Annotated in this window: 15 protein-coding genes; all 15 read left to right on the forward strand. The window is 55.7% G+C overall.

Annotated features, from left to right (window positions below):
• Positions 1-59: 59 nt before the first annotated feature.
• The 15 genes from eptB to AC07U6_RS14440 all read left to right on the forward strand — a co-directional run bounded on the left by eptB (position 60) and on the right by AC07U6_RS14440 (position 24241).
• On the forward strand, positions 60-1760 hold the full coding sequence (gene eptB, locus AC07U6_RS14370) for a kdo(2)-lipid A phosphoethanolamine 7''-transferase (protein WP_494761074.1): 1701 nt from the start codon (positions 60-62) through the stop codon (positions 1758-1760).
• Between the two features lie 742 nt (positions 1761-2502).
• Positions 2503-4113, forward strand: coding sequence for a dipeptide ABC transporter periplasmic-binding protein DppA (gene dppA, locus AC07U6_RS14375; RefSeq protein WP_494761073.1), 1611 nt, complete (start codon positions 2503-2505; stop codon positions 4111-4113).
• 196 nt (positions 4114-4309) lie between these two features.
• Positions 4310-5329, forward strand: coding sequence for a dipeptide ABC transporter permease DppB (gene dppB, locus AC07U6_RS14380; protein ID WP_105593686.1), 1020 nt, complete (start codon positions 4310-4312; stop codon positions 5327-5329).
• 9 nt (positions 5330-5338) lie between these two features.
• Positions 5339-6241 (forward strand): dipeptide ABC transporter permease DppC, encoded by a 903-nt coding sequence (dppC, locus tag AC07U6_RS14385; RefSeq protein ID WP_494761072.1) that lies wholly within the window; start codon positions 5339-5341, stop codon positions 6239-6241.
• An 8-nt stretch (positions 6242-6249) separates the two neighbouring features.
• Complete coding sequence (gene dppD / locus AC07U6_RS14390; protein ID WP_494761071.1) at positions 6250-7236, forward strand: dipeptide ABC transporter ATP-binding protein; 987 nt, start codon at positions 6250-6252, stop codon at positions 7234-7236.
• A complete protein-coding gene (gene dppF, locus AC07U6_RS14395) occupies positions 7226-8230 on the forward strand; it encodes a dipeptide ABC transporter ATP-binding subunit DppF (RefSeq protein WP_494761070.1) in 1005 nt (334 codons plus the stop codon). Before dppD ends, dppF begins: the two co-directional genes overlap by 11 nt.
• A 423-nt stretch (positions 8231-8653) precedes the next feature.
• Entirely contained in the window at positions 8654-9613 is a 960-nt protein-coding gene (gene bcsO, locus AC07U6_RS14400; protein ID WP_494761069.1) for a cellulose biosynthesis protein BcsO, read from the forward strand.
• The gene (gene bcsQ, locus AC07U6_RS14405) at positions 9604-10401 is read left to right on the forward strand and encodes a cellulose biosynthesis protein BcsQ (protein WP_494761068.1); all 798 of its coding nucleotides are present in this window, start codon (positions 9604-9606) and stop codon (positions 10399-10401) included. Before bcsO ends, bcsQ begins: the two co-directional genes overlap by 10 nt.
• An 88-nt stretch (positions 10402-10489) precedes the next feature.
• A complete protein-coding gene (gene bcsA / locus AC07U6_RS14410) occupies positions 10490-12589 on the forward strand; it encodes a UDP-forming cellulose synthase catalytic subunit (RefSeq protein WP_494761067.1) in 2100 nt (699 codons plus the stop codon).
• A complete protein-coding gene (gene bcsB / locus AC07U6_RS14415) occupies positions 12586-15078 on the forward strand; it encodes a cellulose biosynthesis cyclic di-GMP-binding regulatory protein BcsB (RefSeq protein ID WP_494761066.1) in 2493 nt (830 codons plus the stop codon). The genes bcsA and bcsB overlap by 4 nt, the downstream gene beginning before the upstream one ends.
• The gene (locus AC07U6_RS14420; RefSeq protein ID WP_494764401.1) at positions 15078-19121 is read left to right on the forward strand and encodes a cellulose biosynthesis protein BcsC; all 4044 of its coding nucleotides are present in this window, start codon (positions 15078-15080) and stop codon (positions 19119-19121) included. The genes bcsB and AC07U6_RS14420 overlap by 1 nt, the downstream gene beginning before the upstream one ends.
• 2 nt (positions 19122-19123) lie before the next feature.
• Positions 19124-19588, forward strand: a complete 465-nt coding sequence (gene bcsD / locus AC07U6_RS14425) for a cellulose biosynthesis protein BcsD (RefSeq protein ID WP_494761065.1) — start codon at positions 19124-19126, stop codon at positions 19586-19588.
• Positions 19589-19596: 8 nt separating this feature from the next.
• A complete protein-coding gene (locus AC07U6_RS14430; RefSeq protein ID WP_494761064.1) occupies positions 19597-20604 on the forward strand; it encodes a family 8 glycosyl hydrolase in 1008 nt (335 codons plus the stop codon).
• Between the two features lie 175 nt (positions 20605-20779).
• Entirely contained in the window at positions 20780-22804 is a 2025-nt protein-coding gene (gene hmsP, locus AC07U6_RS14435) for a biofilm formation regulator HmsP (RefSeq protein WP_494761063.1), read from the forward strand.
• A 150-nt stretch (positions 22805-22954) separates the two neighbouring features.
• Entirely contained in the window at positions 22955-24241 is a 1287-nt protein-coding gene (locus AC07U6_RS14440; RefSeq protein ID WP_494761062.1) for a dicarboxylate/amino acid:cation symporter, read from the forward strand.
• Positions 24242-24250 lie beyond the last annotated feature (9 nt).

Here is a 24250-nt window from a genome sequence, read left to right on the forward strand (position 1 = left end):
TGATAAATGTTCAGAATGTGTATAGATATTGTTTAGGTTACGCCAGGACTAAAATCCCAATGAATTATATTAAAATGCTTACCCAGCAAAAGTTATCTCTGTTGCTGGCCGTTTATATCGGTATTTTCCTCAACCTTTCAGTATTTTACCGACGTTTTGATCCTCTGTTTTCCAGTTTCAACCCCATGCAGTGGCTCTCCGCACTGGCCGAAGTGACCGCTGCGGTCCTGCTCACCTTCTTCCTGATGCGCCTGCTGTCGCTGGGTGGGAAATGGTTTTATCGCGTTACGGCAACCCTGCTGTTGCTGATATCCGTTTCGGCCAGCTATTACATGACCTTCTTCAATGTCGTTATTGGTTATGGGATTGTCGCGTCGGTCATGACCACCGATATCGACCTGTCCAAAGAAGTGGTGGGATTTCACTTCATTCTCTGGATGGTGCTGGTCAGCATCGTGCCGCTGGTACTGATCTGGACCAATAAACAACGAATGACGCTGCTGGAACAGCTCAAAACCCCAGGCCAGCGTATTAAACCACTGCTGACGCTGCTGCTGGCCGTCGCTCTGGTCTGGCTGCCGATTCGCTACTTCGACAAGCTGCAAAGCGCCAATGAGAAACTGACCAATATTGACCTGCCAAGCTACGGTGGAGTGGTAGCCCACTCTTATCTGCCGTCAAACTGGCTATCGGCGCTGGGGCTGTTTACCTACACCAGCTACGATGAAAAAATGGAACATGATGACCTGCTCGATCCGGCGAAGAAATTCACCTACGTTGCGCCTTCTGCAGGTCTGGATGATACCTACGTTGTATTTGTCATTGGCGAAACCACGCGCTGGGACCACATGGGCCTGTTGGGCTATGAGCGCGATACCACACCTAAGCTCTCCCATGAAAAAAATCTGGTCGCCTTCCGCGGCGAATCCTGTGATACCGCCACCAAGCTTTCTCTGCGCTGCATGTTCGTTCGCGAGGGCGGCACCATGGACAACCCGGGACGCACCCTGAAAGAGCAGAACGTCTTCGCCGTGCTGAAAGAGCTAGGATTCAGCTCTGAGCTGTTCGCTATGCAGAGCGAAGTCTGGTTCTACAACAATACCGACGCCGACAACTATGTCTTCCGCGAACAGATTGGCTCAGAGCAGCGTAATCAGGGCAAGTCGGTAGATGACATGCTGCTGATCCCGGAGCTGAAAGCGTCGATCGATCGCCATCCCGAGGGTAAACATCTGGTGGTGCTACACACTAAAGGGTCCCATTACCTTTACTCACAGCGCTATCCACGTGAGTACGCGCGCTATCAGCCGGAATGTATGGGCGTAGATGACACCTGTAGTAAAGCCATGCTGATTAACGCCTTCGATAACTCGGTGCTGTACACCGATACGGTACTGGATAGCGTATTCGATCAGCTGCGCGATAAGAAAGCCATCGTGTTTTACGCATCGGATCACGGTGAATCTATCACCGACAATATGCACCTGCACGGCACGCCGCGCAATATGGCCCCACCGGAGCAGTTCCGCGTGCCGATGATTGTCTGGGCGTCGGACAAATATCTGGCTGATGCCAACAATAAAAGTGCATTTGAGCGCCTGCAGGAGCAGCAACGCGCGGGCAAAACACATCGCCACGTAGAGTTGTTCGATACCATTATGGGTTGCCTGGGCTATACCTCACCCAACGGCGGTATTAAGCAGGCGAATAACTGGTGCGCGGACCCGAAAGCAGCGGCAGAACCTGCCGCGGCGAAATAGGCCCCTCTGGCTTAGCTATCCCACACTCAATCACGTCGATGGACCGGCGTGGTGCTGGCTCTAAGGGGCTACAATCGTTTTGCCGTCCACCCGGACAGGAGCAATTACCCTGCCCGTTCCCTTTCCCACCGACAATATCCCCCTCCAACATAAAACTCTACTGTTGCAAAATTATCCACTGTTTCAACCCGCATTAAAAACGGCATAAAAATAACTTAACATCATGTTATATATGTAAATAACATCTTAATTCGCGACGAATTATATTGATGTCCGATTCACGTTGAACGACGATTTTTCACCGGACCGTTGCAGCATTTTTATCTATAAGTTATCCATATGGATAATTTTATCGCGCCACAGACGGGGTAATTCGGTTCATTTTAAAGGTTTTTTCTCAACGCGATCCGCTGGATACCTGCGGCGCATTTAGCGGTTAATCTGGTTTTTTTACTTGGTAATAAGTTTTTAATCCGCAAAACAGAACTAATCGTTTTTTTAATATTTGCATGCGGTTTCTCACACTCTGCGTAAATACACTACGATTGTATTGACGTTCCCTGAAACTGTTGACAAATTGAAACCCCAGCACAAAAGGTAAGGAGATTTGTCTGAAGGTTTCTCAATCGTATGAAAACCGCAAACTCCGCTCCCCGGACTGACGCCGCAAGGCATTACGCCAGACCACACAAAAAAATTATCGGTCGGCACGCAACACACAACATCACTATTGGAGCTAAGCATGAGTATTTCCCTGACTAAATCCGGGATGCTGAAGGTCGGTTTCAGCGCGATCGCACTAATGATGGCCGCCAGCGTACAGGCGAAAACCCTGGTTTATTGTTCTGAAGGCTCGCCGGAAGGATTTAACCCACAGCTGTTTACTTCCGGCACCACCTACGATGCCAGCTCGCGTCAGATCTATAACCGTCTGGTGGAATTCACCATCGGTACCACTGAACTGCATCCGGCTCTGGCGGAAAAATGGGACGTCAGTGAAGATGGCAAAACCTACACCTTCCATCTGCGTAAGGGCGTGAAGTGGCAAACCACCAAAGACTTTAAACCGACGCGTGACTTTAACGCCGACGATGTGGTCTTCACCTTCGAACGCCAGCTGGATAAAAACAACAAGTATCACGGTGTTTCCGGCGGCAGCTACGAATACTTTGAAGGCATGGACATGCCTAACCTGATCAGCAAAATTGAGAAGGTTGATGACAACACCGTACGTTTCGTCCTGACCCGTCCTGAGTCGCCGTTCCTCGCCGACCTGGGAATGGACTTTGCCTCTATTCTGTCTGCGGAATATGCCGACAATATGCTGAAAGCAGGTACCCCGGAAAAAGTCGATCTGAACCCAGTTGGCACCGGTCCGTTCCAGCTGCAGCAGTATCAGAAAGATTCACGTATCCTCTACAAAGCCAACGCCGACTACTGGGGCGAGAAGCCGAAGATTGACCGCCTGGTGTTCTCCATCACCCCTGATGCCTCGGTGCGCTACGCCAAGCTGCAGAAAGGCGAATGCCAGGTGATGCCGTATCCAAATCCTGCTGACATCGCCAGCATGAAGAAAGACACCAAAATCAACCTGATGGAGCAGCCGGGTCTGAACGTCGGCTATCTGTCGTTTAACGTTGAGAAAAAGCCGCTGGATAACCTGAAAGTTCGCCAGGCGCTGACCATGGCGGTAAACAAGCAGGCGATCATCGATGCGGTTTACCAGGGTGCAGGACAAGCGGCGAAAAACCTGATCCCACCAACTATGTGGGGCTACAACGACGCGGTACAGGACTACGCTTACGACCCGGAAAAAGCCAAAGCCCTGCTGAAAGAAGCCGGCATGGCCGATGGCTTCGCGATCGATCTGTGGGCAATGCCGGTGCAGCGTCCGTATAACCCGAACGCCCGCCGCATGGCGGAAATGATCCAGAGCGACTGGGCGAAGATTGGCGTGAAGGCCAAGATCGTCACCTATGAGTGGGGCGAGTATCTGAAGCGCGCGAAAGCCGGTGAACACCAGACCGTGATGATGGGCTGGACCGGTGATAACGGAGATCCGGATAACTTCTTCGCCACCCTGTTCAGCTGTGCGGCAGCCAAAGACGGTTCGAACTATTCACGCTGGTGTGACAAATCGTTTGAAGATCTGATTCAGCCGGCACGTGCGACTGAGGATCACAACAAGCGTATTGAACTGTACAAGCAGGCTCAGGTGGTCATGCATGACCAGGCTCCGGCACTGATCATTGCCCACTCAACCGTGTATGAGCCAGTGAGCAAAAAAGTGTCGAACTACGTGGTTGATCCACTGGGCGGACACTACTTTGCCCAAGTCGATATCGCTGAGTAACGGACCCGATAAGGGGTTGAAGAGCTGCACCGGTGGCTCCCCAACCCCTTTCGATGTTTCGAAGCCCGTTTAATCCTTGTTTATTCAGGTCAAGGCGCAGTTCGCTGCGTCGTGGCCGGGTCTACCCGGCTACAAGATGTGAGCAATAATAATCCCGCAGGCTAAGACCGGCGGGAAACAGAAGAGAGTACGGAATATGCTGCAGTTCATACTCCGACGGCTGGGACTTGTTATCCCAACGTTTATTGGTATCACCCTGTTAACTTTCGCGTTTGTCCACATGATCCCCGGCGATCCGGTACTGATCATGGCAGGCGAGCGCGGGATCTCCGCTGAACGTCACGCTCAGCTGCTGGCCCAGCTCGGTCTGGATAAGCCCCTCTGGCAGCAATATTTCACCTATGTCTGGAACGTGCTGCACGGCGATTTAGGTATGTCGCTGAAAAGCCGCATTCCGGTATGGGACGAATTTGTTCCGCGCTTCAAGGCGACAATGGAACTGGGCATCTGCGCCATGCTGTTTGCAGTGATCGTCGGTATCCCCGTTGGCGTGCTGGCCGCGGTTAAACGCGGTTCAATCTTCGATCACACCGCGGTAGGCATCTCCCTGACCGGTTATTCCATGCCGATTTTCTGGTGGGGTATGATGCTGATCATGCTGGTTTCGGTGCAGCTCAACCTGACCCCGGTTTCCGGGCGCATCAGCGATACGGTCTTCCTCGACGATACGCTGCCTCTGACCGGCTTTATGCTGATCGACACCCTTATTTGGGGCGAACCGGGCGACTTCATTGATGCCGTCATGCATATGATCCTCCCTGCCGTGGTGCTGGGCACCATTCCACTGGCGGTGATTGTGCGTATGACGCGTTCGGCGATGCTGGAAGTACTGGGCGAGGATTATATCCGTACCGCGCGCGCCAAAGGGCTGACGCCGATGCGGGTGATTGTGGTTCACGCACTGCGCAACGCGATGCTGCCGGTGGTGACGGTAATTGGCCTGCAGGTCGGCACGCTGCTGGCAGGCGCCATCCTGACCGAAACCATCTTCTCCTGGCCTGGCCTGGGTCGCTGGTTGATCGACGCACTCCAGCGCCGCGATTACCCAGTCGTACAGGGCGGCGTGCTGATGGTTGCTACGCTGATTATCCTCGTTAACCTGCTGGTTGATGTGCTTTACGGCGTAGTCAATCCGCGCATACGCCACAAGAAATAAGGGGCCACTATGTCTGTTGTAGATCCGGGCAGCGTCCCCGCTGTACCCAAGCCGATGACCCCGTTACAGGAATTCTGGCACTACTTTAAACGTAACAAAGGTGCGGTGATCGGCCTGGTTTACGTCGTCGCAATGATTTTAATCGCTATTTTTGCCAACGTTCTGGCACCACATGCACCGGCAGAGCAGTTCCGCGATGCGCTACTGCGCCCGCCTGTCTGGCATGAAGACGGCAGCTGGCAGTACCTTCTTGGTACGGATGATGTTGGCCGCGATGTCCTTTCCCGTCTGATGTACGGCGCACGTCTCTCGCTGCTGGTCGGCTGCCTGGTGGTCGTCCTGTCGCTGATTATGGGCGTGGTCTTCGGCCTGATTGCGGGCTACGTCGGCGGCGCGATCGATGCGGCGATTATGCGTCTGGTCGATATCATGCTGGCACTGCCGAGCCTGCTACTGGCGCTGGTGCTGGTGGCGATCTTTGGCCCGTCGATTGTCAACGCCTCGCTGGCGCTGACCTTCGTCGCCCTGCCGCACTATATCCGCCTGACCCGCGCGGCGGTGCTGGTAGAAGTGACCCGCGACTACGTCACCGCCTCGCGCGTGGCGGGAGCAGGGGCGATGCGCCAGATGTTTATCAATATCTTACCAAACTGCCTGGCACCGCTGATCGTGCAGGCGTCTCTTGGCTTTTCCAACGCGATCCTCGATATGGCCGCGCTGGGTTTCCTGGGTATGGGCGCACAGCCGCCTACGCCGGAGTGGGGCACCATGCTCTCCGACGTACTGCAGTATGCGCAAAGTGCCTGGTGGGTGGTCACCTTCCCGGGTGTTGCCATTCTGCTGACGGTACTGGCATTTAACCTGATGGGCGACGGTTTACGCGACGCTCTTGACCCGAAACTCAAACAGTAGGCAGCGAGATGGCACTATTAACTGTAGATAAACTCTCGGTGCATTTCGGTGACGAAAAAGCACCGTTCCGCGCCGTAGACCGCATCAGCTACCAGGTTGAACAGGGGCAGGTGGTCGGTATCGTCGGCGAGTCCGGCTCCGGTAAATCCGTCAGTTCGCTGGCGATTATGGGGCTGATTGACTATCCCGGTAAGGTGATGGCAGACCAGCTGGTCTTCGATCAGCGCAACCTGCAGCAGATTTCCGAGAAAGAGCGCCGTCAGCTGGTGGGTTCAGAGGTCGCGATGATCTTCCAGGACCCGATGACCAGCCTGAACCCCTGCTACACCGTGGGCTACCAGATTATGGAGGCCATTAAGGTGCATCAGGGCGGCAATCGCCGTACCCGTCGCCAGCGCGCGATCGACCTGCTGAACCAGGTGGGCATTCCCGATCCGGCCTCCAGACTTGATGTCTACCCGCATCAGCTCTCGGGCGGCATGAGCCAGCGCGTCATGATCGCGATGGCGATAGCCTGCCGTCCTAAGCTGCTGATTGCCGATGAACCCACTACCGCGCTGGACGTGACCATTCAGGCGCAGATCATCGAACTGCTGCTGGACCTGCAACGCCAGGAAAATATGGCGCTGATCCTGATCACCCACGATCTGGCGCTGGTGGCAGAAGCCGCACAGCACATTATTGTGATGTACGCCGGGCAGGTGGTGGAAACCGGTAAAGCGGTGGATATCTTTAAAGCACCCCGGCATCCCTACACGCAGGCGCTGCTGCGCGCGCTACCGGAATTTTCCACCGACAAAGCAAGACTGGCCTCGCTGCCGGGTGTGGTGCCGGGCAAATATGACCGCCCTGACGGCTGTCTGCTGAACCCACGCTGCCCGTATGCCACTAACCGCTGCCGGACGGAACAGCCGTCACTGCGTGATATTGCTGGGCGTCAGTCCAAATGCCACTTCCCACTGGATGATGCCGGGAGACCCACTTATGAAGCCTGAAGCAACGAATTCGCCCCTGTTGATGCAGGCGATCGATCTGAAAAAACACTATCCGGTTAAAAAAGGCCTGTTTGGCCAGGAACGACTGGTGAAAGCGCTGGACGGCGTATCGTTTAACCTCGAGCGCGGCAAAACGCTGGCGGTGGTGGGAGAGTCCGGCTGCGGTAAATCCACCCTGGGCCGTCTGTTGACGATGATCGAAACGCCAACCGAAGGCCAGCTGTTCTATCAGGGACAGGATCTGTTGAAGCACGATCCGCAGGCTCAGCAGATGCGGCGACAGAAGATTCAGATTGTCTTCCAGAACCCGTATGGCTCGCTCAATCCGCGTAAAAAAGTCAGCCAGATTCTGGAAGAGCCGCTGGTGATCAACACCAGCCTGACTAAAGCTGAACGCCGGGAGAAAACGCTGGCGATAATGGCGAAAGTGGGCTTGAAAACAGAGCACTACGATCGCTATCCGCATATGTTCTCCGGCGGCCAGCGTCAGCGTATTGCTATTGCCCGCGGCCTGATGCTGGACCCGGACGTCCTGATTGCCGACGAACCGGTTTCCGCGCTGGATGTGTCGGTACGGGCACAGGTACTGAATCTGATGATGGACCTGCAGCAGGAACTGGGGCTTTCCTATATCTTTATCTCTCACGATCTGTCGGTGGTGGAGCACATTGCCGATGAAGTGATGGTGATGTATTTAGGACGCTGTGTAGAGAAGGGAACCAAAGAGGAGATTTTTGCTAATCCGCGGCATCCTTATACTCAGGCGCTGCTTTCAGCGACTCCACGCCTTAACCCGGACGAACGACGCGAGCGTATCAAACTGACCGGCGAGCTGCCCAGCCCGCTGAATCCGCCACCGGGATGTGCCTTCAACGCTCGCTGTCATCGTCGGTTTGGTACCTGCACCCAGCTGCAGCCGCAGCTAAAATCCTGGGGCGGGCAGCAGGTTGCCTGCTTTGCCGTTGAGCAGGATGAGAGCGAACCGGCAGCCTGAAAACGACCATAATGCCTAAGCGGAGATTATCTCCGCTTTCTTTTTCACAATGCCGAAACTGTACCCACCTTAAACACTCAAGATAAGTAAAAGAGTCAATTAATCGGAAATTACTATTTTTTCCAATATTGATAACGAGTTAACGGATAATATTAATAAATTAAAGGGAAATTAAAAAAGAGGTTAATAAATATTTTTAATCTTTTTCAATTTTGTAAAATAAAAATCTTTAACCCGGTAAATTATTCAATATTAATATAGTTACTATTATGACAATGTTGTTGTCAATAAATAATTTTTCAAGTAACTCGTTGATTTTCTGATTAGTAACCAGTAAATTTCAAGCTGAAAATAAGATTTATCTGAATCTTTCATAAAGAGTGTGCTATATTAACGTAAATATCCTCCTTCTGCGCGATCTCTATGAAAAGTTATGATGACTTGCAGCGTTTTAAAGAAAAGACGCAAACAAACCACATCGAATTCAAAGATATGTCCGAGCAGTCACCCCATTCTGACAGCTCTAACTGGGCTATTATCAAGCAGTTGCTCAGTGATGGCACCGATCCGGTGCTGGATAAGAGTCAGAGGATTGATGTTGTTGCTCTTCAGCCTATCGATCCGTCGGTGCTTCTGGCTCCATCGGTGGGCGCATCGCTATTCGGCAGCATTTCATCATCGCTGAAGCCGGGCGCGCAGCCTGAAGTACCCGTTCCGGTGACACCGCAGCCGGAAGTTCCGTCTGTTGCACCAGCGAAACCGGCGGTGCAGCTGGCCAAAGTCGCCGATCTGCGCCCGGAATCTGTCGCGCAGGCGTCAGGTTCACTATTCGATCAGTTGGCGAAGTCGCAGCCAAATACCGCTCAACAAAAGCATGATGCACCGCCTGAACAGCCTGCTGCACCACAGCTCAACGCACTGTTACAGCAGCAGGAGCCAGCTCAGTCGAACGCTCAGCCGCTGCTGCAATCGGGTTTCCCGCCTCAGCCTGTGCAGCCGCAGCTGAATTCGCCGCCGGTAGCACCACAGCCACAGCAGGTCGCCGCGCCGCAGTCGGTACCGCAGCTCGTCGTGCAGCAGCCATACTATGCGCCACAGCAGGTTCCGACTCAGCCGCTGCATCATTCGCAGCCTCAACAGGTCGCGCCACAGCCCGTGTATCCACAGCAGCAGGCTGCACCGCTTTATCAGTCGCTGCCACCGGCATCCTCGCCGCTTTTTTCAAGCGGTCAGGCGATACAGCCGCACGTGCAACCTGCGGCAACAGCGTCAAATATCAGCTATAAACAGTTATTCAGCCCGGCCCACGGCTCGGCTGAGCAGATCGTTTCTAAAGAGATGCCATTACAATCCCTGCTGGAGAAAATTGCCTCATGCCGTTAGTTTGCGTCTGTTCCCCTAAAGGCGGTGTGGGTAAAACCACCATGGCAGCCAACCTTGCCCACGCGCTTGCCCGCAACGGTAGCAAAGTGCTGACAATCGATTTTGACGTGCAGAATGCGCTGCGTCTGCATTTTGGTGTACCGCTGTCGGACGGACGCGGTTTTGTCGCCAAATCTGCGGAATCTTCCGACTGGAGCCAGTCCATTCTCACCACCGGCGGTAACATTTTCGTCCTGCCTTACGGTAATGTCACCGAACAGCAGCGTATGCAGTTCGAAGATAACCTGACCCACGATCCCAACTTTATTATTCGTGGTCTGAACACCGTGTTGAATTATCCCGGCCTGGTGATTATCGCTGATTTCTCTCCGGGCCCGGGCCCGGCACTGAAAGCCATGGCGGCACTGGCCGATATGCACCTGGTGGTGATGCTGGCCGACACGGCTTCGCTGTCGCTGCTGCCTCAGGTGGAAAATGAAAAACTGATTGGCAGCGCGCTTAATCACCGCAAAGGGCATTATTTTGTTCTGAACCAGAGCGACAGCCGCCGCAATATCAGCCGCGACGTGACGCTGTTTATGCAGCAGCGCCTGGGTGACAGGCTTATCGGCGTGGTAAACCGCGATGAAAGCGTGGCCGAAGCCAATGCCTCGCAGCAGTCTATTTTTGATTTCAGTCCTGTATCCGCTGCTGCGTTTGACATCGAATTGATCAGTAAACGCCTTTCCGCGCTGCTTGATATCAAAGTCGGCGACGGCGAGATGCATGCTCCGCTTCAGTCGCGCTAGCGGGTCACAGGAATCTGGCACGGATGCCTGAAGACGCGTGGTGAAGTGAGCCACGAAGAATTATACCCACACGTGTTCAGGATGACTTATGAATAAAGTCCTGTTTTATCTTCTCTTACTCATCTTACTGCCCGTTGCGGCGGTTATCATCATCACCCCGATGGATAGCCAAAAACAATATACCTTTGGTCTGATTTCCATCGGTATTGTGTTCCTGCTGGGCTTTATTAAAAGCAAGCCGGTGTCGCTGATCATGGTATTTCTTTCCGCGATCATGTCCACCCGCTATATATACTGGCGTGCGACCGAAACCCTGCACTTCAATTCAGAAGTCGAAGCGATCCTGGGTATCGGCCTGTTTATCGCCGAACTTTACGTCTGGCTGATTTTAATTCTCGGTTATCTGCAGACGTCCTGGCCGTTGAAACGCACGATTGAACCGCTGCCCGATGATATTTCACTCTGGCCGACGGTAGATGTTTACGTTCCCAGCTATAACGAAAGTCTGGATGTGGTGCGCGACACTGTGCTGGCCGCGCAGTGTATCGACTATCCGCGTGACAAATTAAAGATCTACCTGCTGGATGACGGTAAGCGCAGTGAGTTCGCCCGCTTCGCCGCTGACGTTGGCGTGGGTTATATCACCCGTGACGATAACCGCCACGCCAAGGCCGGTAACCTCAACCACGCGATGAAAATCACCAAGGGCGAACTGATCACCGTTTTTGACTGTGACCACGTTGCCACCCGTACCTTCCTGCAGGCCACCGTCGGTGCCTTCCTGAAAGATGACAAGCTGGCGCTGCTGCAAACGCCACACTATTTCTACTCGCCTGACCCGTTTGAACGTAACCTGAAAGCCGCCCGCGAAATTCCAAATGAAGGCGCGATGTTCTACGGCCCGGTACAGCAGGGTAACGATAACTGGAACGCAACGTTCTTCTGCGGCTCCTGCGCCGTTATCCGCCGCTCCGCGCTGGAAGAGATCAACGGTTTTGCGGTGGAAACCGTCACCGAAGATGCGCACACCGCATTGAAAATGCAGCGACTGGGCTGGGGATCGGCGTTTCTGGCCATCCCACTAGCGGCAGGTCTGGCCACCGAGCGTCTGGGTCTGCATATCGTTCAGCGTACCCGCTGGGCGCGCGGCATGACGCAGATTTTCCGCGTGGACAACCCGCTGCTGGGCCGGGGCCTGAAATGGCAGCAGCGCCTGTGCTACCTCAACGCCATGCTGCACTTCCAGTTCGGTCTGCCACGCGTGGTGTTCCTGACGGCACCGCTGGCCTACCTGCTGTTTAACCTGAATATTATTCACTCATCAGCCAGCCTGATCTTCGCCTACGTGCTGCCGCACCTGGTACTGTCGCTGTACGTGAACTCCCGTATGAATGGCCGTTTCCGCGCCACCTTCTGGGGTGAAATTTATGAAACGGTGATGGCATTCCACCTGGTTATCCCGACTTTGCTGACCATGATTTCGCCGAAACACGGCAAATTTAACGTGACGGATAAAGGCGGCGTGCTGGACGTCGGCTTCTTCGACTTCAACATCGTCCGCCCGCACGTCATCTGCGCCCTGCTGCTGGCAGCCGGGGTGATCAGCGGCATCGTACGCGCCACCGCTCACGACTACTTCGGCGTTGACCCTTACGTTATTGCGCTGAACGTTGGCTGGGCCACCTTCAGCCTGGTGATTCTGATGGCGGCGATTGCCGTGGCGCGAGAAACCAAACAGGTACGTAAAACCATTCGTATCGATGTGAAAATTCCGGCCATCGTCCACTATGCCAGCGGTATCTCCTCACGCAGCCATACCCTCAACCTGTCGATGGGCGGCGCACAGCTGACCGCACCGGATCAGCGCTTCGAGAATGATGAGATTGAAGAGATCGAACTGATGCTGCACTCCGGCGCTATCTCGATTCCGGTCCACCTGATCAGTGCTGATTCCGGCGTTCTGCGCTTCCAGTTCAAGGATATCCCGCTGTCTCGACGCCGTGAACTGGTGCGCGTGGTGCTGTCCCGTGCGGATGCCTGGCTGAAACCGGAAGGGCCAAAAGATAATCCGCTACGCTCGCTGGTGAATATCATTCGTACAGTATTTGAGCTGTTCTGGCTGACCTGGAAAGATCGCCGCGCGAATAAAAAACGCCGTATGCGTGCTGAGAAGGATGGAGTGACATGAAGCAATTGATACTTCACGCATTGTGCCTGAGTACTGCGCTGACGCTGAGCAATCTCAACGCCGCAGATACGGCAAACAACAATTCGCAGTTTGGCAACTTACTGAATAACTTTGTCCCCGCTAACCAGGGTAACGGCGCGGAAGCAGAAGAGAACGATCAGCCCGCGGCAGCATCAGACAATTCGGCATCGGCAACGGGCGCGGAAAACAGTCTGCCTGCGGGCAACGAACCGGCACTACCGCCGGGTTCAGTGGCTGAACTGCCGGGGCTGCCTCCGCTTCCTGCACCACCTGCTGACACCTCACCGATGGTGTCTTTGAACCATCCGATCTCCAGTACGGTGACGGTTGCACAGATGGGCCAGCCGCAGGGCGTGCTGCTGACCGGTGGTCAGCTACAGTCCGGTATCACCTTTACGCTACCGGGCGATGAAGTCATTACCCATGCGCGCCTTAACCTGTCGCTGAAGGTCTCTTCCGCACTGGCCGCGCGTAATACCTCGCTGCAACTAATGATGAACGGTCAGCCGCTGGGAACCCTGCCGCTAAGCGCGTCGGATAAAGAAAGTGAAGATTATCAGCTGGATATTCCGGCGGCGATGGTGGTCTCAAGCAACAACCTGAGCTTCAAAATTAACGATGCCGACCAGCTCCTGTGTGAGCGCGACAGCGAAGATCAGTATCAGGTGACTATTCTGCCAACGACCACGCTGTCGCTGGAAGGCCAGCAGCTGAATATCGGCACCAGTCTGAGCAATTTCCCGCGACCATTCCTCGATCCGCTGCGGATGAATTCCTCCAGCGTCGCCATGGCGTTTGGCGAAAATATTCAGCCGGGCGAAGTCAGCGCGGCGGCAATATTGGCGTCTTGGCTGGGCATTCAGGCGGACTACCGTGGGATTACCTTCCCGGTGCTTCGCAGCCAGCTGCCGGAGAAAAACGGCGTGGTGTTCGGCCACCCGGGTGAAGTGATCTCCAGCCTGACGCTGCCGGAAACCAGCATACCGCTAGTGAAAATCGTCGATAACCCGGACAACCCGGTCTACAAACTGCTGCTGGTCGTCGGTAAAGACGATCTGCAACTGCGCCAGGCGGCAACTCGTCTGCTGCAGCCAATGAAGGTGGACAGCGCCCAGCTGGAAGTGGGCCAGCAAACGCTGCCGCTGCGTAAACCTTATGACGCCCCGCGCTGGATTAATACCGAGCGCCCGGTTCGCCTTAGCGAGCTGCTGCGCCAGGATCAAAACCTGACTGCCAACGGCATCTGGCATGATGCGCTGCGGGTTAACTTCCGCGCGGCACCGGATCTGTTCCTGTGGGACGGCGATACGCTGCCGCTGCAGCTGAACTATCGTTTCCCGTCTGAAAACTGGATCGATGAAGATAACTCGGTGCTTAACGTCACCCTGAACGGCACCTTCCTGCGTAATCTGACGGTCAATAAACTCGGGCTGCTGGAGAATATCTGGCACCGCCTGGGCGGCGACACGCGCCAGGAAAAATACACGCTTAAACTGGACCCGTATCTGATTTACGGTGATAACCAGCTGCAGCTCTATTTCAATATCAAACCGAAGGCCAACGCACCCTGTAGCGTTCTGACCAACAACAATATTAAGAGCCGAATCGAAGAGGACTCCTCGATCGATCTGAGCCACACACGTCATTTCGCGATGCTGCCGAACCTCTCCTATTTCGTCGGTGCCTCGTTCCCGTTCTCGCGTCTGGCTGACTATTCTCAGACCGTACTGATGCTGCCTGAGAAGCCGGCTAATGCCGAAATCAGCGCGCTGTTAAACATGGCAGGGCGTTCTGGTAATGCCACCGGTGTCGCACTGGCCTACAACAACGTCGTTTTCGGCGTACCGGGTGGCGGCGCCATGCGCCAACGCCTGGAAAACAGCGATGTCCTGGCGGTGTCCACGCTCGGTCAAACCGCGTTTAACGAGTCGATACTGGCCGCTTCGCCGTATGAAGTTCACGGTCATTCGCTGGGCGTGAAAGTACAGGGGACGCTGGAAAAACTGCGCAGCTGGCTGACCGGTGACTGGTCACGTCAGTCGCTGGATGCCGACCGCTATCTCTCTTCTAACGAAGACTGGCGTGGGTTTGTCAGCTATCGCTCACCGTGGAACGACAGCCGTCTGGTGGTGATGACCATCGCTACCGACGACGATCAGCTGAACCGTCTGAGTAACGATTTAACCCTGCAGCGCATTAACGCCGGTATTCGCGGCGATACGGCTATCATTACGGATGAAACTGGTGTACGCAGCTTCCGTGTTGGCGCCCGGTTCCCCAGCGGGCAAATGCCGTGGTACATGATGGTGGTCTGGTATGTCAACCAGCACCCTGTACTGATGGCCCTTGCGGCACTGCTGTGTTCGACATTAGTGGGATTAAGTACCTGCGTGCTGCTGAAGCGCCACTCATGGCGCCGTCTGCATCCGCCGAAACCGTCCCGTTCCTCTGGCGAGAAAAAAGAATGATGAAAACACAACTCACACAGTTAAGCGCCAGAATTCGCCATCGCTGGATGATCGGCGGCAGCCTTGCGCTGTCGGTGATCTCCCTGCAGTTGATGGCGGCTGATAACAACCCGGCCATTCAGGCGCTTTTTGACCAGGCGAACTACTGGCATCAGAAATCGCACGACAATCTGGCGCGTGAAGCGTTACAGAAAGTGCTGATGGTGGACGGCAACAACACCCAGGCGATGTATCTGATGGCCCTGTGGTCACAGCAGAATGACGACACGGCAGGCATGACCAAATGGCGTACCCGTCTTAGCGAAGTGTCGCCGCAGGACCCGCGTCTGGTTGAGCTGGACAATGCCCGCCAGATGCAGTCGATTCCGGCGGCACAGCTGTCGCTGGCGCGCCAGCAGGCACGGACCGGCAACACCGCCGCCGCGCTGCAAACCTGGCGCAACACGTTCAGCGGCAACCAGCCGCCTGCCAGCGTGGCGGCGGAATACTATCTGACGATGGCGGGCGACCGAAACATGCTGCCGCAGGCGATCGATAACCTGCGCCAGTTCAGTGCTCAGAATCCGCAGGACAACGCCGCCAAGCTGGCGCTGGCCAAAGCGCTAACCTATCAGGAATCCACCCGTCGCGAAGGCCTGCAGTTGCTGGAAACGATGGCTCCGGCGAATCCGGACGCCGACCGCTCGCTGCGCCAGGCGCTGCTGTGGCTGGGCCCGAAACCGACCGATGATGCGCTGTATCAGAACTACCAGCAGCGCCATCCGCAGGATACGGCGGTGATGGCCTACTACCGTAAAAACGTCGGCGGCGAAACTAAAGGTCAGGGCTTTAACGCACTGAACAGCGGCGACGTTTCCGGCGCGCAAAACGCATTCAACCAGGTACTTCAGGTTAACCCGGAAGATGCGGATGCGCTGGCCGGCCTGGGCTACGTTGCCCTGCGCAACGGTAATTATACTCAGGCCGCCGACTACCTTGAGCGTGCGGCTAAACTAGGCGGAAACAACAGCCAGCAGCGTCAGCAGCAGGCGGAAGATGCCCGCTTCTACGGCCAGCTTGCCACCGCTCAGCAGGCGATGAAGTCGGGCAACACCGCGCAGGCGCTGTCGCTCAGTGAGCCACTGACTCAGGCCGCAGGCGAGAAAGGCGTTTCTGCCAAGCTGTTCCGTGGCGATGCGCTGCGACGCAGCAACCAGCTCGATCAGGCGGAACAGACCTTCCGTAGCGTGCTGGCAACCGATGCCGACAACCGCCCAGCCAAAGAAGGTCTGTTCTACGTGCTGCGTCAGCAGAATCGTACGGCGGAAGCCAATACGCTGCTGGCTTCGCTGCCGGCCAGCGTTCGCGCGGCGGTCACGCCGCGCCCGGTCGCCACCAGCGATCCGGTGCGCAACGAAGCTAAGCAGGCGCTGGCCGCGGGTAATCCGCAGCGCGCGGTATCGATCCTACAGCAGGGAATGCAGCGCTTCCCGTCAGATCCGTGGCTGCGCCTCGATCTGGCGCGTATCTATGAGCAGCAGGGCAATTCGGCTCAGGCCGCAGGTGTAATGCAGCCCGCTTACCGCAACGGTGCCTCCAGCAATGAAGTTTACGCCGCCGCGCTATTCGCCAGCGAAACGGGATCGTGGGCGCAGGCCAATAGCCTGCTGTCACGTATTCCGGCCCGCAGCCAGAACCCCGACATGCGCACGCTGGCACAGCGGGTCAGCTTTAACCAGCAGATGGATGTTGCAAAACAGTACCTGGCTCAGGGCAATAGTGCCGCCGCCGCCAATACGCTGAAAGTGCTGGCAGCTAACCCGCCATCCAGCCCGTCCGATGCCGGTAATCTGGCGAAAGCCCTGGCCCAGGCGGGCGATATGAGTACCGCCGTATCGGTCGTGCGCGGCAATATGCGCCGTGGCGTGCAGGGCAACGCCGGTGACTATGCCGCACAGGCCGCCGTGCTTGAGCAGGCAGGATTAGGTGCCGAGGCGCAAAGCTTCCTCAGCAGCCCGGAAATTCAGTCGCGCAGTACGCCAACCCAGCTGGCCGGTATTCGTAACGGTGTGGTGATCAATGAAGTTGACCGCCTGCGCGAGCAGAAGCAGTACGCGGCCGCCTACGACAAGCTGATTACCGCCCTGCAAAAAGATCCGCAGAATATCGACCTGATGTTTGCCATGGCGCGGCTCTATCAGTCTGGCAAAATGAACAAAGAAGCGGGTGTGGTCTATGACTACCTGATGACCCGCGATACGCCGAATCAGGATGCGCGCGAAGGCGCCATCAACGTGGCGCTGGCCTTAAACGATGTGCCACGTGCGCGATCGCTGAGTACCGGGCTGCGCGGTCAGCAGTCGCCCGAGCGCCTGCTGCTGCTGGCACGCGTGGCGAACGCCGACGGCGACCATAACGAAGCGCTGAGCTACCTGCGCACGGCGCGCGGCAAGGTGATCGGTCTTTCTGGCGCAGATACCGGCAGCACAGCGGGGATTGGCGGTCTGGCCATGTCAGATAACCCGTTTATCAACCGCACCACGCTCTCGCCGCGCCCTTCACCATCAACCTACGGCAAAACCATGCCGTGGCAGCTGTCGCCGACCTATCGTGATTACCGCGATATTCCAGGCGCCACCTTCACCATGGGCAATGCACCACTGTTGCGCGAAAATCAGACGCTGGCGCAGATTGATACCATGATGGCCGATCTGGAAAAAGACACCGGGACCTGGATTCAGGCCGGTGTACAGATCCGCAGCCGCGACGGTGAGAACGGCCTGAGCAAGCTGACCGAAGCCAAAGCGCCGCTGACCTGGACCAGTTCCCCACTGGGCGACGCGCACTTTGACTTTACCGTTACGCCGATTAATCTCAGCGCGGGCAGCGCCAGCGGCGACGCCTATCGCCGACTCGGCTCCGGTGCAACCGAGCAGGCGATCGGTAACCTGCTGGAAACCATCAAGAGTGAACAGACCTACATCAGCACGCTTAACGCGACCGATCGGGCGACCTTCAACACCACCAACCCGGGTGTGGCGACAGCGCTGACCGCGCTGGATGGCATTACCTTTGAAGAGTTGAACCCGCTGACCGCCACCGGATTGAGCAACCTCACCAGCCTGAACAACAACACCGCGCTGAAAAATTATCTGGTCGCCTCCACGCGTAAACCGAGCGTGGACAGTGCCAGTTCCGGTACCAACGACTCGCAGAACGCCAGCGGCGTTGAGCTGAACCTGGCGCTGACCGGCACCAGCTACAAGATCGACCTCGGCAGCACGCCACTGGGTCAGGACTTGAGCACCATGGTCGGTGGCGTGAAGTGGGCACCTAAGCTGACCGATTATCTGACGCTGATCCTCACCGGTGAGCGCCGTGCCGTCACCGACAGCCTGCTCTCCTACGTCGGCGTGCAGGATAAGCTCTCCGGCAGCAACTGGGGCCAGGTGACCAAGAACGGCGGTAACGCGCTGCTAAGCTATGACGATGGCGATGCCGGGTTCTACGTTGGTGCAGGGGTCTACAGCTATCTGGGTGAGAACGTGGCCAGCAACCAAAGCCTGGTCGCTAACGCCGGCGCCTACGTTCGTCCGTACCACTACGACGATCGCGAACTGAAAACCGGTATCAGCCTGAGCTGGATGGATTTCAAAAAGAACCTCAGCTACTACAGCTACGGTCAGGGCGGCTACTTCAGCCCGCAAAACTTCGTCAGCGTCGCCTTCCCGATCGACTACTCGCAAAGTTATGACGATCTGAGCGTACGCATCGGGGGTTCGGCGGGTTATCAGGCCTATACCCAGGATCGCAGCGCCTATTATCCGAACAATCCTGAATGGCAATCTGCGCTGGAATCAGCAGTTACTGCTGGTTTTGCCAAAGAAGCCTACTATTCCGGCGGCAGTAAGAGCGGAGTTGGCTATAATCTTCATGTGGGTGCGGATTACAAGATTAATAAAAACATCACCGTCGGTGGTCAGCTGGGTTATGACACCTTTGGTGAATATAACGAAAGCACAGCGCAACTTTATTTCCGTTACATGCTGGGAGGTAGTCAATAAGCATGAGCCAGTTACAGGATCGTACCCTGCAATATTATCGTCAGCAGCAGTGTCAGCCAGGCTGGTTTGACCTGCTGAGCGTGATGATCGGCGGCATGATGGGCAACGCCGGCGAGCGTGAAAGTCAGGCTTTCCTGCAACAGATGGGGGACAGCCTCGCGGGCCGTTACCCACTGGGCAAAGCGGCAACCGTTGGCGATTTGGAAACGCAGATGAACCAGGTTCTGGCGCGATTTAACTGGGGCTTTATTGATATTCAGCCTTCTGACAGCGCAATGATTATTGAACATCTGGCGCTGCCTGCGGTAGATGGCGCACTGCCGCTACATCAGTGGCACCTTGCCCTGAGCGCAGTTCTGACCGGATTGTATGCCCGCTGGCTGCATGAGCAGGGAGGATACGAGCGCGTTTCGCTGAGCGTGGAAGCGACCAGCGATGTGTCACTCCGCTTCCGCTATAAGGTCTGAGTGAAACGATGATTCCGATGTTGAGGGCGACTGTAATTATGCTGGTACTGGCGCTGGGGTGTACCCAGGCCTTTGCTGCGGACGGCTGGGGCAGTTTTAAAACGCGCTTTATGGCCAGCGATGGTCGCATTCAGGACACCGGTAACAAAAACGTCAGCCATACGGAAGGGCAGGGCTATGCCATGCTGATGGCTGTGCAATACAACGACCGCACCAGTTTTGACAAGCTGTGGAACTGGACGCAAAACACGCTGAAAAACCCGAATAACGGCCTGTTTTACTGGCGTTATATCCCGACTCAGGCTGACCCGGTGGCAGATAAAAACAATGCCTCCGATGGCGATGTGCTGATCGCCTGGGCTCTGCAGCAGGCCGGGGAAAAATGGCACGTGCAGGCCTACCTGAAAGCGTCAGACACCATCCAGCGGGCCATTCTGGCACAGAACGTAGTGCCGTTTGGCGGCTACACGGTGATGCTGCCGGGTGCCCAGGGCTTCAATAAAAACAGCTACGTTATCCTGAATCCTTCCTACTTTGTCTTCCCCGCCTGGCGTGATTTCGCCCGGCGCAGCCATTTGCAGGTGTGGAATCAGCTGATTACAGACGGGATAGAGCTGCTGGCGCAGATGCGCTTTGGCGATACTAATCTGCCGCTGGACTGGGTTGCGCTTAACGCCGACGGCACCTTTGCCCCGACTGCCGCCTGGCCGCCGCGCTTCAGTTACGATGCCGTCCGCATCCCGCTCTATCTGCACTGGTATGATGCGCAGAGTTCGCAACTGGTTCCGTTCCAGCGCTTCTGGGGCGGCTTCCAGCGTCTGCAAACACCGGCATGGATCGATGTGTTAAGCGGAGAGAAAGCGCCGTACAATATGGCCGGTGGCCTGCTGTCAGTGCGCGACCTGACGCTGAACGAAACGGGTTATCTCAACGATGCGCTGGGGAGTAACGAAGATTACTACTCTTCCAGCCTGCATCTACTGACCTGGCTGGCATTTCTGCAACAGCAGCAGTAACTGGCTCTCAGGAGCCAGTCGCCTGTCCACTCCGGAGAGGAAAACGATCGGAAAACGCTTAAACCGATAGTCGCAGAGCGTGAGTGCTTAACAAGCGGTTGCCATAGGATATACTCAGGGCAGTTTTTTGCCTTATGCGCCACGAATCCGGGGATTCAGGCTTTGGAGAACAGGCTTGCGCGTCAGTCGTTCACTAACGATTAAGCAAATGGCGACAGTGTCGGGTATTGCGGTCGTCACTATCTGCATCTTTATCGTTATACAGCTTTTCCACTTTGTGCAGCAGCGCAGAATCGACTACGCCCAGCAAATGGAAAATGTTGCCCGTACGGTACGCCAGCCGCTGTCTCAGGCGGTGCTAAAGGCGGATATCCCACAGGCTGAATTTATCCTTAACTCCCTGCGTCCCGCAGGTATCCTGGCCAGAGCCGAAGTGGTGTTACCCAACGGGCTACAGGCACTGCATACCGACTTTGAGCCGGAAAAACCGGTGCCGCAGTTTATTGCCACCCTGTTTGAGCTGCCGGTGCAGATCACCGTGCCGCTCTACTCCGTTGAGCCGGCGAATCCTAAACCGCTGGCGCTGTTAATCCTGCAGGCCGATTCCTGGCGGGTGTACCAGTTTATCCTCAGCGCCGTTTCAACCATGGTCACGACCTTCCTGCTGCTGGCGCTGATCCTCTCTGTCGCCATCAGCTGGTGTATCAATCGCCTGATCGTTCGCCCGGTGCGTAAAATCGCCCAGGACCTACAGGACCTCACGCCGCAGGAGCTGCTGAACCACCAGCTGGTGCTGCCGCGCTACCATCGTAACGATGAAATCGGCCTGCTGATCCGCAATTACAACCGCAACCAGCTAACGCTGGGGGCGATGAACGAGGATATCAGCCGTCTGAGCACGCATTACTCGCTCACCGATCTGCCGAATAAAACCCTGTTTCTGGCACTGCTTGAACAGCATTTGCGATCGGTAAAAGGCGGTGGCGTCTTTACATTGCTGGTGCTGCGTATTGAGACGCTGCTGGATGCCAACGGCATCGTTAGCGACAGCGAACGTGATGTGCTGACCCTGACGCTGGTGGATAAAATCCGCAGCTGCATCGATGGACAAACGGTGCTGGCGCAGCTGTCCAACTGTGACTTCGCGCTGCTCGTTAAGCAGGCAGATAATCCATTCCGCGCACTGCGGCTGGCCAATACACTGCTACAGACACTCAATCAGCCGATCAGTCTCCAGCACATGCAGCTGCGACCCAACGTCAGCATCGGCATGGCGCAGCGGGCGGAAGCTCAGCAGAACGCCACTGAACTACTGGGGCGTGCCGTCTCCGCAATGATGTCCGCCCGCCATCAGGGCAAAAATCAGATCCTGTTCTTTGATTCTGAGCTGGCGGAAAAAGCCGAGAAGCGCCTGACCCAGGAGTTCGATATTTTGCAGGGGATCGAAGAGGGGAAATTTGCCCTCTGGCTCCAGCCGCAGATCGATATGCGCAGCGGCGAAGTGATTGGTGCAGAAGCCCTGCTGCGCATGCAGCAGCCGGACGGCAGCTGGTGCCTGCCGAGCGACCTGATTGTGAATGCCGAAGAGATCGGCGTGATTAACTCGCTGGGGCGCTGGGTCTGCGAAGAGTCCTGCCGCCTGCTGGCAGACTGGCAGCAGCGGGGCATTGGACTGACGTTGAGCGTTAATCTGTCGCCGATTCAGCTGCGCGATGCCGATATGGTCGCCCATCTGCGTGAACATATCGATCGCCACAATATTACCCCCGGCAGTCTGGTGCTGGAAATCACCGAGACGGCCCAGGTGGGCGAGCCCGATCGCGCGCTGCATCTGCTGCAGGCGCTGCACGAGGCGGGGATCTCCGTGGCGCTGGACGACTTTGGTATGGGCTATGCCAATCTGAACTGGCTGAACCAGTTTAAATCCCTGCCGATCAGCAAGATTAAAATCGACCGCAGCTTTGTTTCTGCACTGCCGGATGATGACACCATGGTGAGAATTGTGGCGTCGATAGCGTCTATCAGCAATCTCGAAGTGGTAGCTGAAGGGATAGAAACCGAGGCGCAGCGTGACTGGCTACTGGCACGTGATATCTCTATTGGCCAGGGCTATCTTTATTCAGAACCTTTACCGCGTGGCCAGTTCGACCGCTATTATTTTTCCCTTGGAAAGGCGATAAATCAGCGCGAAGAATGTTAATTTACCTGAAGGTTATAGGAATCTTTTGCTGAAGTGATTCAGTTCATAAATTCGCGTTATGGCTAACCCCGTATTCCCTCCAGTTATATCAATCCCGTTACCCGAGTGTTATTTTCGCCCTACCAAATTCCCGCCAATAATGGATATTTTATGAAAACTTCCCTGTTTAAAACCCTGTATTTTCAGGTGCTGACCGCCATTGCTATTGGCATCTTGCTGGGCCATTACTATCCCGAACTGGGTGCACAGATGAAGCCGTTGGGCGACGGCTTCGTTAAGCTCATTAAGATGATTATTGCTCCAGTCATCTTCTGTACCGTGGTAACCGGTATTGCCGGTATGGAGAGCATGAAAGCCGTAGGGCGCACTGGTGCGGTGGCGCTGCTCTACTTTGAAGTGGTCAGTACTATCGCGCTGATTATCGGTCTGATCGTCGTCAATGTCATACAGCCCGGCGCGGGGATGAACGTCGATCCCTCAACGCTGGATGCCAAAGCCGTAGCCATTTATGCCCAACAGGCCGAACAGCAGGGCATTGTCGCCTTCCTGCTGGATGTGATTCCCGGCAGCGTTATCGGTGCATTTGCCAGCGGTAATATTCTTCAGGTTCTGCTCTTTGCCATACTGTTCGGCTTTGCCCTGCATCGCCTGGGTGATAAAGGCACGCTGGTATTCAACTTTATTGACAGCTTCTCGCGGGTGATTTTCGGCATCATTAATATGATTATGCGCCTGGCCCCGATTGGCGCATTCGGCGCAATGGCGTTTACCATCGGTAAATATGGTGTCGGTTCGCTGGTACAGCTGGGCCAGCTGATCGTCTGTTTCTATATTACCTGCGTGCTGTTTGTCGTCATCGTGCTGGGTTTAATTGCTCGCGTGGCCGGCTTCAATATCTTCAAGTTTATTGCCTATATCAAAGAAGAACTGCTGATCGTACTGGGTACTTCTTCCTCCGAATCGGCGCTGCCGCGCATGCTGGATAAAATGGAGAAGCTCGGCTGTAAGAAATCCGTTGTCGGGCTGGTGATCCCAACCGGCTACTCGTTCAACCTGGATGGGACGTCTATCTATCTGACGATGGCGGCAGTGTTTATTGCCCAGGCCACCAATAGCCATATGGACATATTCCATCAGCTCACCCTGCTGGTAGTGCTGCTGCTCTCTTCCAAAGGCGCAGCAGGTGTCACCGGCAGCGGCTTTATCGTGCTGGCAGCAACGCTATCCGCAGTGGGGCATCTGCCGGTCGCCGGACTGGCGCTGATCCTCGGCATCGACCGCTTTATGTCCGAAGCACGCGCGTTAACCAACCTGGTGGGTAACGGCGTGGCTGCCGTGGTGGTCGCGAAGTGGGTCGGCCAATTGGATGAAAAACAGATGAAAGCGATGCTTAATGCTGATAAGAGTCAAAAAAATCTCACTGATAGCGCTAGTTAAGCACTTAAT

This window comes from Erwinia sp. GW821-FHT03D09 (assembly GCF_059420805.1).